The sequence below is a fragment of the Ruegeria sp. CDSB022 genome (assembly GCF_059611145.1).
Genome location: NZ_JBXWOZ010000001.1, coordinates 127,281 through 139,769, shown reverse-complemented (window position 1 = coordinate 139,769; position 12,489 = coordinate 127,281). Strand labels below are relative to the sequence as shown.

Genomic DNA, 12,489 nt, shown 5'->3' with positions numbered 1-12,489 from the left:
TTTCGACCCGCCCAACGCGATTGCACCAAATGGGAGGAGTGGGTGCGCCTCGCTATCTTACCTTACTTGGCGCCAGCTGCTTTTTTCGCAGCAGTGGACACGTCGTTGGTTGCTTTTTTGACAACGGCAGTTGCGTCTTCTGCAGCGTTTTTGCCAGCAGCCATCAGCAGCTCAACGGTTTCCGACTGAACTTTTTTCGCGATTTCAGCGAAAGCAGCCAGGTTTTCAGCAGCAACTTCAGCCGACGCGCTTGCGTAGTCGGTAGCAGCTTTTGCGTAATCTGCAGGGTCAGATTTCGCTTTCGACATATCGGACAGTTTGGCCAGGGTTTCCTTGGTCCATTTGTTCGAAATCTCAGCCGATTTCTCAGCCGCTTCCAGAGCAACGCCCGACAGCTTTTCGTTCAGGGTCGCGGTGGTGTTGAACGCACCTTCCAGAGCGGTGGTGTCAACAGGGAATGCACCCATCATGTCTTTCAGGGTCGCGGTAAAGTCTTGAGTCTTTGCCATTGTCCAAATCCTTTGCTTGCCGATCCGGGCCAACCCCGGGCTTCATCAGCTTGAGGACAATATCGTTGCTGCATCGCAGCATTGCAAGTTTTTTCTTGCTGCACTGCAGCAATATTTTTCTAAACTGTTAAAAATCAATCTGTTGCCTTCACCAAAACATAGGTTCCTGGTGCTTCGGCCAGGGAAGCGTATCCCGAATCGCCCACTTGGCGCGCGGGGATCTGCTTGCCGGATCTCTTCTTCAGCCAAGCTTCCCACTGCGGCCACCAGGACCCTTTATGAAAATCGGCCTCTTTCATCCATGCATCGGCATCCGCATTCAAATCAGGGTTGGTGTAGTGGCCGTATTTCTTCTTGCTCGGCGGGTTCACGATGCCTGCTATGTGACCGGATTCCGAAACGACAAACGTCTTCGAACGTGACCCCATCTGCTGCACACCCCGATAACAATCTTTCCAGGCGGCGATATGGTCGGTTTCACAGCTGATGGCCATCAAAGGAACATCAACGTCGCGGATATGCAGTTTGTGCCCAAGCAAATCGAAACCGTCGGTCACAAATTGATTTTTCTGGCAAAGCCCCCGCAAATACTCGATTGCCATTTTGCCCGGAAGATTTGCGCCATCCCCGTTCCAGTAGAGCAAATCAAACGCCGGAGGGGTCTCGCCCATCATATAGCTTCGAATGGCAGGGCCGTAGATCAGGTCATTCGATCGCAGGAACGACATGGTACGACCTATGACCCATGCTTTTAGGATACCGTCTTTTTTCACTTGTTCTTGAATGCCATCGACAAAGTCATTCTGTAGGAACGGCGTGAATTCCCCCTGTTCACCGAAATCGGTCAAGGTTGTGAAGAAGGTCGCCGATTTGATGGATTTGTCGCCACGCTGCTTCATCAGGGACAGCGTCAAGCTCAACGTGGTGCCGGCAATGCAATATCCCACCGCATTGACCTGCTTGACCTTACAGATCGACTTGACGGTCTCGATGGCGGTCAGAAATCCCTCTTCGACATAGTCGCCCATACCGACCTCGGCATGAGAAGCATCCGCATTAACCCAACTTACAACAAACAGGGTATAGCCTTGCTCGGTCACCCATTTGATGAGGCTGTTCTGCGCCTTAAGGTCCAGAATATAGTATTTGTTGATCCAGGGCGGAAACAGAACGATCGGGGTCTCGTGTACGGTCTCGGTCGTGGGTTTGTACTGGATCAACTCCATAAGCCTGTTGCGATAGACCACGTCGCCCGGAGTTGTCGCGATATTCTCGCCAAGCTTGAACGCGGATTCATCCGCCAGTCTGACAACCATTTCACCATTATTGGCTTCTAGGTCCGCAACTAGATTCTCTAGCCCTTTGATCAGCGATTGCCCTTCCGTCTCGACCGCCTTTTCCAGCGCGTCGGGATTGGAGGCCAGGAAATTCGTCGGAGACATCAAGTCAATGATCTGTTGCGAAAAGAAATGCAGCCTCTGCTTGTCCTTGCCGTCCAGATCGTCGACCGAAGCAACCGCCTGCGCGATTGCATCGGCATTTGTCTGATACTGCTGGCGAATAAACCGGAAATAGGGGTTGGTGTCCCAAAGAGGGTTTGAGAACCGTTTATCCTTGGGTCCGGGTTCGCTGTCCTCGACCCCGCCGGCGGCCAGCGCCTGCTGAGCCTCAGCAAAGTTCATAACGGATTGTCCCCAGAAGGCGACCTGATGTTCCAGAAGCTTGGCGGGATTCTGCCACGCTTCGGCGAAATACGAAGTTGCTGCTCTTGCGAAAAGATCTTGATTCGGACCGTCCAACGCGGGAGTGTGCGCCTCTTTTCCAGCCATCACTTCGATCAGTCTTTTCGACAGTTCTTCGACTTTCGTCATATTTTCTCTAATCCGTTCAAGGTGTTCCTCGGACAGCTCTGGCGCGTTATCTTCACTTGTTGTCATTTTAACAATTCCACCCTAACCTCGCTGCTATGCAGAATAACGTCGTGGGCGTCGGGGGGCAAAGCGACGAATGGTCCGAATTATCAGGCTGACACTCAGGAGGCCCATTTCATGCGCTACATGATGACCTACGATCTGATGGAAACGCTGCGCAACACCAATCAGTGGATGGGTGCTACGGCAAGTGCCATGGCTTCTTATCCGCTGTTTTCGATGGTGCCCAACCCTGCGTTCAGCATGATGGCCGCCTGGGGCGAGGTGACTGAGCGGACGTTCCAGCGCATGGTTGTAAAACCCGACTGGGGAATCCGTACATTCACTTGCGAAGACGGCAAGGATCATCTGGTCGATATTGTCCCGGTGATCGAACGCCCTTTTGGTGATTTGATACATATACGTGTCAATGGCCGCGCCGAACAGCCCCGCAAGGTGCTGTTGGTCGCCCCGATGTCTGGACATTACGCCACTTTGCTTCGGTCCACCGTAAAAAGCCTCTTGGTGAATTGCGAAGTTTATATCACAGACTGGCATAATGCGCGCGATATCCCCGTGTCCGAAGGTAAGTTTGATGTAGAGGATTATACACTTTACCTTGTCGATTTCATGAAAGAATTGGGACCGGACACCCATGTTGTAGCCGTCTGCCAACCGGCGCCGCTGACTCTGGCCGCCACAGCCTATCTGGCCGAGGTCGAACCCAAAGCCCAACCCAGCACGCTGACATTGATCGGCGGACCTGTTGACCCGGATGCCACACCTACCGACGTGACCGATTTTGGCCGCCGCGTGACAATGGGGCAGCTGGAAGAAACCATGATTCAGCGCGTCGGCTTCAAGTATAAGGGCGTCGGGCGCATGGTGTATCCCGGCCTGCTGCAGTTGGCCTCGTTCATGTCGATGAATTCGGACCGGCATTCTCAGGCGTTTTCCGAGCAGATCCAGAGGGTTATGCGGGACGAGGCTTCGGATCACGATGCCCATAACAGATTCTACGATGAATACCTCGCTGTCATGGACATGACCGCCGAGTTCTACCTTTCGACCGTCGAACGCGTCTTCAAAAACCGCGAAATCGCGCGCAACGAGTTTGTTGTTGCAGGGCACAAGGTGGATATCGGCAAAATTACAAACGTTGCAGTCAAAACAGTCGAAGGTGCGAATGACGACATCTCGGCCCCTGGCCAGTGCATTGCTGCGCTCGAGCTGTGTACAGGGCTGCCGGACTCGAAAAAAGCCAGCCATGTCGAACCTGGCGCAGGTCACTATGGCATCTTCGCCGGCCGTAGCTGGCGCGACAATATCCGCCCATTGGTGATCGAATTTATGAACGCCAACGCCCGCAAACCCTCGCGCAAAGCGGCCAACCGCAACAAAGTGGCCTAACGCCGATGGGAAAGAAAGTCGCCAAACAGACGGCTTTCGCCTGCAACTGTGGAAAACTCTTTGGCAGCATTACAGCCAGAGGCGTTCAGTACGGAACGCATGTAGTCTGCTTTTGCCGTGATTGCCGGGCCGCGCAGATATATTTCGGGCAACCGGACCCTGCGCCGGAACCGGTGGACATTTTCCAAATGGCCCCTGAAGAAATAAGGATCGACGGCGGCATCGAACACCTGGCCGCGATGCGCCTTGGCCCCAAGGGGATGCTGCGCTGGTATGCCAGCTGCTGCAATGCGCCGCTGGCGACGACATCAAATACTCCAAAATTTCCGTTTGCGGGCTTTGATGTGAAACGAGTTTCCGATCCGGACTGTTTAGGGCCGGTTACGACCCAAGGGTTCATTCCGCAGGCCGATGGAAAACACAAACACAAGCGACTGGGTTACGCTGTCGCCGGGACTGTCACGCGGGTACTAAAATCCCGGCTTTCTGGCAGCTGGAGGGACACCCCGTTCTTTGATCAGCATACGGGCCAGACGATCTCAACCCCGGTCATTCTCAGCAAAGAACAGCGTAAAGCGCTCTACGCGTAATCCAGCGCAGGCTTCACGCTGAGCCAGGTCTTCAGCGCCTCGGTGACATTTTCAGGCGATTCCAACGTAGGCAAATGTCCTGCATCCTTGATGACGTGCAGTTCTGCATTTGGGATCAGGTCCGCCATGAACGCATGCCTTCGCACCGGAACAACCGTGTCATGCGCCCCACATAGCACCAAAGTCGGGGCCGTGATCCGGCGTAGGTTGCCCTGCTGATCCGGGCGACGCTGCAGCGCGCGAATCTGACGCTCGAACACCTGCGGGCCCAAATCCAACGCCATCGAGATGACATCAGCAAGAATGGGAATACGTCGAGGCCCCGGGGCCAGCGAATCCGATCCAATCAGCCGACGCATCACTTCCTCTAACCGACCCATCTTGGCGGCGACCAACAGCTCCTCCCGCGCGGCTGCGGTCTGGGGCGATTCCGAATGCGCATCCGAAGCCATCAGACACAAGCGCGACACCCTCTCGGGTGCATATCGGACAATTTCCAAAGCGACTACGGCGCCCAGGCTTAGGCCCGCCAATGCAAAGCGTTGTGGCAACTGAACCAATAGGCCCCGCGCGATCTCTTCAATCCGTTCAGCAGTCGAAACCGAAGCGACCGTCACGGCGCGATCACGTGACAGGGCGCGCATCTGATGCTCAAATACCCGCGCATCACACATCAAACCGGGCAAAAGAACCAACGGCTCGATCAAACAACGCCTCCTTTGGAAAAGTCACTCAAATCGTCGTCATTAGTTTCAGGATGAGAGGTTTTGTATGGTTCGGCAAGTTAAAGTTCAGGGGTAGCGGATACCGCGAAAAGCGGGGAAGTCCGCATATCGTCTTTGCCGCTCAAGTTCACCCTCGCCAGGCGTGCCTCCTGGGCGCAGAAGGCAGCCCCGCGGCGCGATATAGCTGTCGATGCGCTTATGAGGCACAGGCCTCCAGACCAGATTGAAAGCACAGAGTTTTGGAAAGAACCAGATTTCGGAATATTCCAGATGGTCGTGCATCCACCACGCCAAATCCCGCCAATCCCGCCCCGCCTCATATTGATCAGCAAACCATGGGATCACGATCGATGCCCCGGCAATCCGATCATCACCCACAGCGCGATCCCAGATGTGACATTCAAGCGGGTTATCATTTCGCGCGCAATTCAGCCGGTTTTCATTGCCGAAACGGTTCAATGATGCCGAGCGATAGCCGGATCGTACGGCAATCCGGCCAAAGGTCTCCTCAAGCGGGTCCAGCAGGGTTTCGCAAAGCGCCTTTCCGGTTTCGATGGCAAGGTCGGGATCGTCTGGAAAATTCTGCTTTTCGTGAAAATTGCCTATTTCCGAATACAGAAAATCGCGCATGAAAAAATGACGGGACAAACGCACACGACCGAGGGTTTCAAGGCTCCACATACTGCCTGGTCTGCGCATTGTTTCTTCCTCACTCGATCCCCAAGGTTTTCAGCCATCTCAGGATACCAGCCACCACATCGTTGGTCTGCCCCGGAGACATCAACCGCCCGGCGATCACATGGGAATTAGGATCGTCCCCGGGCCCCATTGTTACCAGCTCAACCGACGCAGGGGCGCCCCATGCTTTGGCAATCTCGTGGGTCAGGTCGGCACGCACGACCTGATCTTCATTCGAGAACCAGAACAACGCGGGAACCTTTGCGTCTGAAAAATCCAGCGCATAGACCACATCCACCAGCACTGTCATCGGCACCACAGCCTGCCAAGGGTAGACCGCCGACCAGAATTTGTTCATTTCCGGGTTCACCCCTGCGACGCCCCGGGTTTCACCCATAATCAGGGGCAACCAAATGCGCGCCCAAGGCAATCTGGGTATCCATGCTCCGGCCGCTTTAATGCCGAAATTCGGAGAAACAAATACGATCCCTGCAACGTTTTGGCTCAGCTCTTCATTCAGTGCGGCCGCCGCTGCCAACGTGCCGCCGGTTGATGTCGAAATCACCACGACCTGATCCCCAACCGCCCGTGCGGCAGCCAGCCCTTCGGCAAGATCCTGCATCCAACCCGAGGCCGTCGCCTCACCCATTGCATCCCCCCCGCGACCATGACCCTGCAACCGCGTGTAGACCAGATTGGCGCCCAACGTTTCGGCGAGCAGATCGGGAACCGGTCGGATCTCTTCGGATGATGCAGAAAACCCGTGCAGATACAGAATCGAAACAGGTGTTCGCTGCTCTTTATAGCCCTCTTGCCAAAAAACTCGCTTTTCGACCCCCGGAATGATGTCGGCGAATGCAGATTCCACACTTTCGAAATAGACCTGCACCCCTTCACCGAATTTGCGCGCGTCAAATGTTGGGGCCAGATCAACCTTCTCACGCGGGCCAAACCAATAGATCAGGCCAAACGCAACGATCAATGTCAGAAAAACGCGACCCAATATCCGCATTATTGGGCTGCCATCACATCGAGAACGGCTTGTTCGATCAACCCCAGGCATGGGCCATCCGAAAAGCGATGATCGGCGTGCTTGATCAATGACAGGCGCATATCGGGCCCGAACGCATGTTCAATCAGGCGCACAGCTGTTCCGGTTGAAACCGCTGTGTCTTCGGTACCTTGCAAAAACCGCACGGGAAAAGGCATATGCAGAGGCTTGCGCAGGACCAAATGTTGGCGACCATCTTCAATCATCCGTTTGGTCACGATGTAAGGCTCCATATAGTCCGAAGGCAGCTCGACATGGCCAACAGTTTCCAGTGCCTGTTTCTGGTTTTCCGAGAATGAAGCCCAATACCCGTCCTCGGTAAAATCCGGCGCAGCAGCGATGGTCACCATTCCCTGAATCCGATCTGGCAGCGCTTTGGCCAACAGCAGCGCCTGCCACCCCCCCATGGACGAGCCGACAACAATCAGCGGCCCATCCGTCAATTCCGTGATCGCGGCCAGCGTATCCTCATGCCAGTCACCAATGCATCCTTCTTCGAACGTGCCCCCGCTTTCACCGTGACCTGAATAGTCGAACCGCAGAAATGAATGGCCACGCCCCTTCGCCCAGGCCTCCAAATGCACCGCCTTGGTGCCTTCCATATCGGATTTGAGCCCGCCCAGAAACACGATGGTCGGCCCGATGCCCTCGCTTTTATGATAGGCCAGCCGCCGTCCCTGCGCCGTTTCCAGAAAATTCGTCGCTGCCATGACACCCTCTTTTCTTTTTCCGATATCATGCACGCCCCACCCCCAAGTGCAATTCCCAGATCCCCCTTCATCTGGCCAAAAATACCTCGGGGAGCGCGAAGGGCTGGCCCCTCGCGCCGGCCCTTGACAGGTCCACCCCCACCTGACAAATGAAGCGAACACAACATAACCCGCAACCGGGCGTTCAGTGGGCGCCAAACCGACGAGGAGAGCCAGCCATGGCCTTGGACGCACAGTCAATCTCTCTCACTTTTCCTGACGGCAATGCACGATCCTATGACGTGGGTGTAACCCCTGCGCAGGTGGCCGCCGACATCTCGACCTCACTGGCCAAAAAGGCCATCTCAGCCACGGTGAATGGCCAGCATTGGGATCTGCAATGGCCCATTGAATCTGATGCCGAAATCGCCCTGCACACCATGAAAGATGAAGATCAGGCAAACGAACTGATCCGCCACGACCTGGCTCATATCATGGCCCGCGCCGTGCAGGAGATCTGGCCCGATACCAAAGTCACCATCGGCCCCGTCATCGAAAACGGCTGGTACTACGATTTCGACCGGGCCGAGCCATTTACGCCCGAAGACCTCGGCGCGATTGAGAAAAAGATGAAGGAAATCATCAACAAACGCGACACCGTGACCACCGAGGTCTGGGACCGTCAGCGCGCGATTGATTTCTACACCGAAAACAACGAGCCCTATAAGGTCGAACTGATCGACGCCATACCGGGCGACGAGCCATTGCGCATGTACTGGCATGGCGACTGGCAGGACCTGTGCCGTGGCCCGCATCTTCAGCATACCGGCCAGGTTCCGGGCGATGCGTTCAAGCTGATGTCCATCGCCGGCGCCTATTGGCGCGGTGACAGCGACCGTGCGATGCTGCAACGCATCTATGGCGTGGCTTTTACCGGCAAGGAAAAGCTGAAAGCGCACCTGCACATGCTGGAAGAGGCTGCCAAGCGTGACCACCGCAAGCTGGGCCGCGAAATGAACCTGTTCCACATGCAGGAAGAGGCTCCGGGCCAGATCTTCTGGCATGCGAATGGCTGGAAGATCTATACCACCCTGCAGGACTATATGCGCCGCATGCAGGAACGTGACGGCTATGTCGAAGTCAACACACCGCAGGTTGTTGACCGCAAATTGTGGGAAGCCTCGGGCCACTGGGACAAGTATCAGGAAAACATGTTCATCGTCGAAGTCGACGAGGAACATGCCCGTGAAAAGGCCGTGAACGCCCTGAAGCCGATGAATTGTCCCTGCCACGTGCAGGTGTTCAATCAGGGTCTGAAATCCTATCGCGATCTGCCTCTGCGCATGGCCGAGTTCGGGTCTTGCGCGCGGTACGAACCCTCTGGCGCGCTGCATGGTGTCATGCGGGTGCGCGGCTTTACCCAGGACGATGGGCATATTTTCTGCGCCGAAGATCAGATCGAATCTGAAACCGCAAAATTCATCGCGTTTCTGTCGAAGGTCTATGCCGATCTCGGTTTCCATGATTGGACCATCAAGCTCTCGACGCGCCCGGAAAAACGCATCGGGTCGGATGAAAGCTGGGATCTGGTCGAAAAAGCCCTGGGTGACGCCTGCAAGGCTGCAGGATACGACTATGAGCTTCTCGAAGGCGAAGGCGCCTTCTACGGACCCAAGCTTGAATTCACCCTGACCGACGCGATCGGCCGTACTTGGCAATGCGGCACCCTTCAGGTGGACCCCAACCTGCCCGAGCGGCTGGACGCCAATTTCATTGGCGCGGACGGATCGAAGCACCGCCCCTTCATGCTGCATCGTGCAACGCTGGGTTCGTTCGAACGGTTCATCGGCATCCTGATCGAAGAACACGCGGGCAAATTGCCCTTCTGGCTGGCCCCGCGTCAGGTCGTGGTCGCTTCGATCACCTCCGAGGCTGACGGTTACGTGCAGGAAGTGGTTGAGACACTCAAGGCCGCAGGTGTCCGAGCCGAGGCGGATATCCGCAACGAAAAGATCAACTATAAGGTTCGTGAACACTCGGTCGGCAAAGTTCCGGTCATTCTGGCCGTCGGTCACCGTGAAGTTGAGGACCGCACAGTCAGTGTCCGTCGTCTTGGTGAGAAACAGACACAAGTGCAGCCGCTTGAAGCTGTAACAAATGAACTGTCGCGGGCCGCTACGCCGCCCGACCTGCTGTAACAATCAGCGGCAAATTGCACAAAATCCGGCCCCCTCTGAGGGGCCGGATTGAAACATTTGCGTTTTATCTCTTCTAAAACAAACTATTAGTTTGCAAGATGTCATGACAGTCATTGACGGGCTCGTGAGACACAGGCTCGTGAATTCAACTGTGCCCTGCAACCCATTACCTTTGTCATTGTCGAACACAGACATACGCAGTCATCAAAAGGATAACCGAGATGTCGAACACCGCTAAATCCCTTGTCATCGCTAGCGCCGTAGCCGCAGCCGTTTCAGGCATGGCCACAACTGCATCCGCACAAGCCAAAGAAAAGTGCTATGGCGTTTCTCTGGCCGGTCAGAACGATTGTGCCGCCGGTCCTGGCACCACGTGCGCGGGCACCTCGACTGTTGATTATCAGGGCAATGCCTGGACGCTGGTAGATGCCGGCACCTGCGCCGATATCGACCTGCCTCAGTCAGCTGACGGCGGTGCCCGCAAGGGATCGCTCGAGCCGCTGGAGCGCGACCTGCCGGCATAAGCCTGAGTTTTTGCCAAATCTGAGGGGCGGGCAAGTATCGCCCGCCTCTTTTTTCAAGACCGCGAGGTTACCAGATGCTGGACAGCACAATCCGATCGAACAGGCTGCCTGCGGCACCAGGCGTCGGCTATAAGCCTCAGCATTTCCAGCAGATTCTGGATCACCCGCAACCGGTCGCATGGCTAGAAATCCACGCCGAGAATTACATGGGCGATGGTGGCCGCCCGCTGGCACAGCTGCGGCACTTGTCGGAACACTTCCCGATTTCCGTCCACGGCGTTGGCCTGTCCATCGGCAGTGAAGGCCCGCTGGATACCGACCACCTGGCCCGTTTGAAACACCTCGTCGGCTGGCTCAACCCCGCCAGCTTTTCCGAACATCTGGCCTGGTCGACACATGACAGTCACTTCCTGAATGATCTGTTGCCCCTGCCCTATACCGACGCAACCCTTGCACGGATTTGCGATCATATCGACCAAGTTCAGAATGTCGTTGGGCGACAGATGCTACTTGAAAACCCGTCAAGCTATCTAGCATTTGATGAAAGCACGTGGTCCGAACCCGACTTCCTGCGCGAAATTTCGGGCCGCACCGGATGCGGGCTCTTGCTGGATGTGAATAACGTTTTCGTATCGGCGACAAATCTCGACTTCTCACCGCAGAGCTATATCGACGCCTATCCGCTGGACAAGGTCGGTGAGATCCACCTTGGCGGGCATGATGAGGATGAAGACGACCACGGGCTTCCCTTGCTGATCGATAGCCACGGGCGAGAAGTGGTTGATCCGGTTTGGGCGCTTCTGAACTATGTGCTTGAACAATCGGGACCAAAACCTGTTCTTGTGGAATGGGATACAGACGTCCCTGATTGGCCTGTCTTGCGTGCCGAAGCAGATCGCGCACAAGCGGCTCTGGACCGCATCCCGGCATGAGCGTATCGCAGTCAGCTTTTCATCTGGCTTTGCTGGATCCGGTCACGTCAGTGCCCGGGGGGCTTGTGGACGCGTTGGATCAGCCGGCAGGACGGCGTTTCAGTGTTTATCGCAACAATGTTGCCGTTTCGCTGACCGAAGCCATGCATCAGGCCTTCCCGGTGATCGCCAAGTTGCTGGGTTCGCAAAACATGGACGGGTTGGCCGGGCTTTTTCTGCGCAGCCACCCACCAACCTCGCCGTTGATGATGTTCTATGGCGAAGCGTTTCCGGATTTCCTGGCCGAGATGGATCAACTGTCGCATATCGGGTACCTGCCCGATGTGGCGCGACTGGAACTGGCCCTTCGCCGATCTTACCACGCGGCGGACAGCGTGCCAGCGTCGGACGACGCGTTAGCCGTGCCACCCGAAGATCTGTTCCGGGCCCGATTGGAATTCGCACCTTCGATGCAGATCTTGCGCTCGGATTGGCCAGTCATTTCCATATGGCGGTTCAATACGGAAGACGGCGTACCGAAACCCCAAGCTGGTGCTGAAGATACCCTGATCACGCGCCGCGAATATGATCCTGTTCCTCAGGCCCTGCCGCAAGGCGGGGCGGGTTGGATCGCCGCGATGAAGGCCGGAAACACAATCGGACAGGCATTTGAAAACACTACCGAAACCACCCCGGATTTTGATCTTGGGGCCACTCTGGCGCTGCTGTTACAGGGCGGCGCTATCACTTCTGTGACTATTGAAAGGCTGGCAACATGACTGCCCTGATCTCTCTTCATAACAACGTCCTGGGACGGATCGACAGCTCGGCCAACTGGCTGACACCAACCCTGGCGCGTCTTGTCTTTGTTGCCGTGTTGCTTGTCTACTACTGGAACTCAGCCACCCTGAAAATCGACGGATCGATTTTCTCTCCGTCAGCGGGGGCGTTTGGGCAGATTTTCCCCAAAGCGGCAGAGGCCGTACTTTATGACGTAACCCAGATGACTTTTTTCCAACGCGTCGTAATCTTTCTGGGAACAGCCGCCGAATTTGTCCTGCCAGCCTTGTTGCTGATCGGCCTGCTGACCCGGGTGGCAGCCCTTGGGATGATTGGGTTTGTTTGGGTCCAGACCATTGTCGACGTGACCGGTCATGGCGTCAAACTGGGAGGCCTGTTCGACAACGCACTTACTTTGATGGATCAGCGCGTGATGTGGACTTTCCTGTTTCTGGTCATCGCGATAAACGGCGCAGGCCCAATCTCGATCGATCGCATCCTGCGCCTGAAGTAA

General features: G+C 55.9%; 13 protein-coding genes. 7 read left to right on the top strand and 6 right to left on the bottom strand.

Annotation, left to right across the window (positions count from 1 at the left end; all coding sequences use genetic code 11):
• Nucleotides 1-62 precede the first annotated feature (62 nt).
• Both AC2FIZ_RS00695 and AC2FIZ_RS00690 read right to left on the bottom strand, forming a co-directional pair.
• Nucleotides 63-509 (bottom strand): phasin family protein, encoded by a 447-nt coding sequence (locus tag AC2FIZ_RS00695; RefSeq protein ID WP_142633002.1) that lies wholly within the window; start codon nucleotides 507-509, stop codon nucleotides 63-65.
• A 134-nt stretch (nucleotides 510-643) separates the two neighbouring features.
• Entirely contained in the window at nucleotides 644-2,446 is a 1,803-nt protein-coding gene (locus AC2FIZ_RS00690) for a PHA/PHB synthase family protein (RefSeq protein ID WP_496790436.1), read from the bottom strand.
• A gap of 111 nt (nucleotides 2,447-2,557) precedes the next feature.
• Here AC2FIZ_RS00690 and phaZ point away from each other — a divergent pair, with 111 nt between their 5' ends.
• Nucleotides 2,558-3,829 carry a polyhydroxyalkanoate depolymerase gene (phaZ, locus tag AC2FIZ_RS00685; RefSeq protein ID WP_496700579.1) on the top strand — a complete coding sequence of 424 codons (1,272 nt, stop codon included), beginning with the start codon at nucleotides 2,558-2,560 and terminating at the stop codon, nucleotides 3,827-3,829.
• 5 nt (nucleotides 3,830-3,834) lie between these two features.
• The gene (locus AC2FIZ_RS00680; RefSeq protein WP_281971872.1) at nucleotides 3,835-4,419 is read left to right on the top strand and encodes a DUF6151 family protein; all 585 of its coding nucleotides are present in this window, start codon (nucleotides 3,835-3,837) and stop codon (nucleotides 4,417-4,419) included.
• On the opposite strand, the gene AC2FIZ_RS00675 is transcribed toward AC2FIZ_RS00680, so the two are convergent.
• The 4 genes from AC2FIZ_RS00675 to AC2FIZ_RS00660 form a co-directional block, all read right to left on the bottom strand.
• Nucleotides 4,410-5,126, bottom strand: coding sequence for an alpha/beta fold hydrolase (locus tag AC2FIZ_RS00675; RefSeq protein ID WP_142632994.1), 717 nt, complete (start codon nucleotides 5,124-5,126; stop codon nucleotides 4,410-4,412). The two genes, AC2FIZ_RS00680 and AC2FIZ_RS00675, sit on opposite strands and share 10 nt — an antisense overlap.
• A gap of 84 nt (nucleotides 5,127-5,210) precedes the next feature.
• Nucleotides 5,211-5,825, bottom strand: a complete 615-nt coding sequence (locus AC2FIZ_RS00670) for a hypothetical protein (protein WP_281994992.1) — start codon at nucleotides 5,823-5,825, stop codon at nucleotides 5,211-5,213.
• A 28-nt stretch (nucleotides 5,826-5,853) separates the two neighbouring features.
• Entirely contained in the window at nucleotides 5,854-6,834 is a 981-nt protein-coding gene (locus AC2FIZ_RS00665; protein WP_281994412.1) for an alpha/beta hydrolase, read from the bottom strand.
• Nucleotides 6,834-7,583, bottom strand: a complete 750-nt coding sequence (locus AC2FIZ_RS00660) for an alpha/beta fold hydrolase (RefSeq protein WP_281971870.1) — start codon at nucleotides 7,581-7,583, stop codon at nucleotides 6,834-6,836. The genes AC2FIZ_RS00665 and AC2FIZ_RS00660 overlap by 1 nt, the downstream gene beginning before the upstream one ends.
• A gap of 218 nt (nucleotides 7,584-7,801) precedes the next feature.
• On the opposite strand from AC2FIZ_RS00660, the gene thrS reads away from it, so the two are divergent.
• The 5 genes from thrS (at nucleotide 7,802) to AC2FIZ_RS00635 (ending at nucleotide 12,489) form a co-directional block, all read left to right on the top strand.
• Nucleotides 7,802-9,760, top strand: coding sequence for a threonine--tRNA ligase (gene thrS / locus AC2FIZ_RS00655; RefSeq protein ID WP_496790434.1), 1,959 nt, complete (start codon nucleotides 7,802-7,804; stop codon nucleotides 9,758-9,760).
• Nucleotides 9,761-9,981: 221 nt separating this feature from the next.
• Nucleotides 9,982-10,284 carry a BufA1 family periplasmic bufferin-type metallophore gene (locus tag AC2FIZ_RS00650; RefSeq protein ID WP_281971868.1) on the top strand — a complete coding sequence of 101 codons (303 nt, stop codon included), beginning with the start codon at nucleotides 9,982-9,984 and terminating at the stop codon, nucleotides 10,282-10,284.
• 74 nt (nucleotides 10,285-10,358) lie between these two features.
• Nucleotides 10,359-11,216, top strand: a complete 858-nt coding sequence (gene bufB / locus AC2FIZ_RS00645) for an MNIO family bufferin maturase (RefSeq protein ID WP_281971867.1) — start codon at nucleotides 10,359-10,361, stop codon at nucleotides 11,214-11,216.
• Complete coding sequence (locus AC2FIZ_RS00640; protein WP_281971866.1) at nucleotides 11,213-11,974, top strand: HvfC/BufC N-terminal domain-containing protein; 762 nt, start codon at nucleotides 11,213-11,215, stop codon at nucleotides 11,972-11,974. The genes bufB and AC2FIZ_RS00640 overlap by 4 nt, the downstream gene beginning before the upstream one ends.
• Nucleotides 11,971-12,489: a DoxX family membrane protein gene (locus AC2FIZ_RS00635; protein WP_281971865.1), complete on the top strand. Its 519-nt coding sequence runs from the start codon at nucleotides 11,971-11,973 to the stop codon at nucleotides 12,487-12,489. Before AC2FIZ_RS00640 ends, AC2FIZ_RS00635 begins: the two co-directional genes overlap by 4 nt.

Bases quoted from the DNA above. Each gene is read 5' to 3' on its own strand.
- AC2FIZ_RS00690 (WP_496790436.1), bottom strand. From the start codon at position 2,446: ATGACAACAAGTGAAGATAACGCGCCAGAGCTGTCCGAGGAACACCTT.
- AC2FIZ_RS00650 (WP_281971868.1), top strand. From the start codon at position 9,982: ATGTCGAACACCGCTAAATCCCTTGTCATCGCTAGCGCCGTAGCCGCA.
- AC2FIZ_RS00635 (WP_281971865.1), top strand. From the start codon at position 11,971: ATGACTGCCCTGATCTCTCTTCATAACAACGTCCTGGGACGGATCGAC.
- AC2FIZ_RS00680 (WP_281971872.1), top strand. From the start codon at position 3,835: ATGGGAAAGAAAGTCGCCAAACAGACGGCTTTCGCCTGCAACTGTGGA.
- AC2FIZ_RS00670 (WP_281994992.1), bottom strand. From the start codon at position 5,825: ATGTGGAGCCTTGAAACCCTCGGTCGTGTGCGTTTGTCCCGTCATTTT.
- phaZ (WP_496700579.1), top strand. From the start codon at position 2,558: ATGCGCTACATGATGACCTACGATCTGATGGAAACGCTGCGCAACACC.
- AC2FIZ_RS00695 (WP_142633002.1), bottom strand. From the start codon at position 509: ATGGCAAAGACTCAAGACTTTACCGCGACCCTGAAAGACATGATGGGT.
- bufB (WP_281971867.1), top strand. From the start codon at position 10,359: ATGCTGGACAGCACAATCCGATCGAACAGGCTGCCTGCGGCACCAGGC.
- AC2FIZ_RS00660 (WP_281971870.1), bottom strand. From the start codon at position 7,583: ATGGCAGCGACGAATTTTCTGGAAACGGCGCAGGGACGGCGGCTGGCC.
- AC2FIZ_RS00665 (WP_281994412.1), bottom strand. From the start codon at position 6,834: ATGCGGATATTGGGTCGCGTTTTTCTGACATTGATCGTTGCGTTTGGC.
- AC2FIZ_RS00640 (WP_281971866.1), top strand. From the start codon at position 11,213: ATGAGCGTATCGCAGTCAGCTTTTCATCTGGCTTTGCTGGATCCGGTC.
- thrS (WP_496790434.1), top strand. From the start codon at position 7,802: ATGGCCTTGGACGCACAGTCAATCTCTCTCACTTTTCCTGACGGCAAT.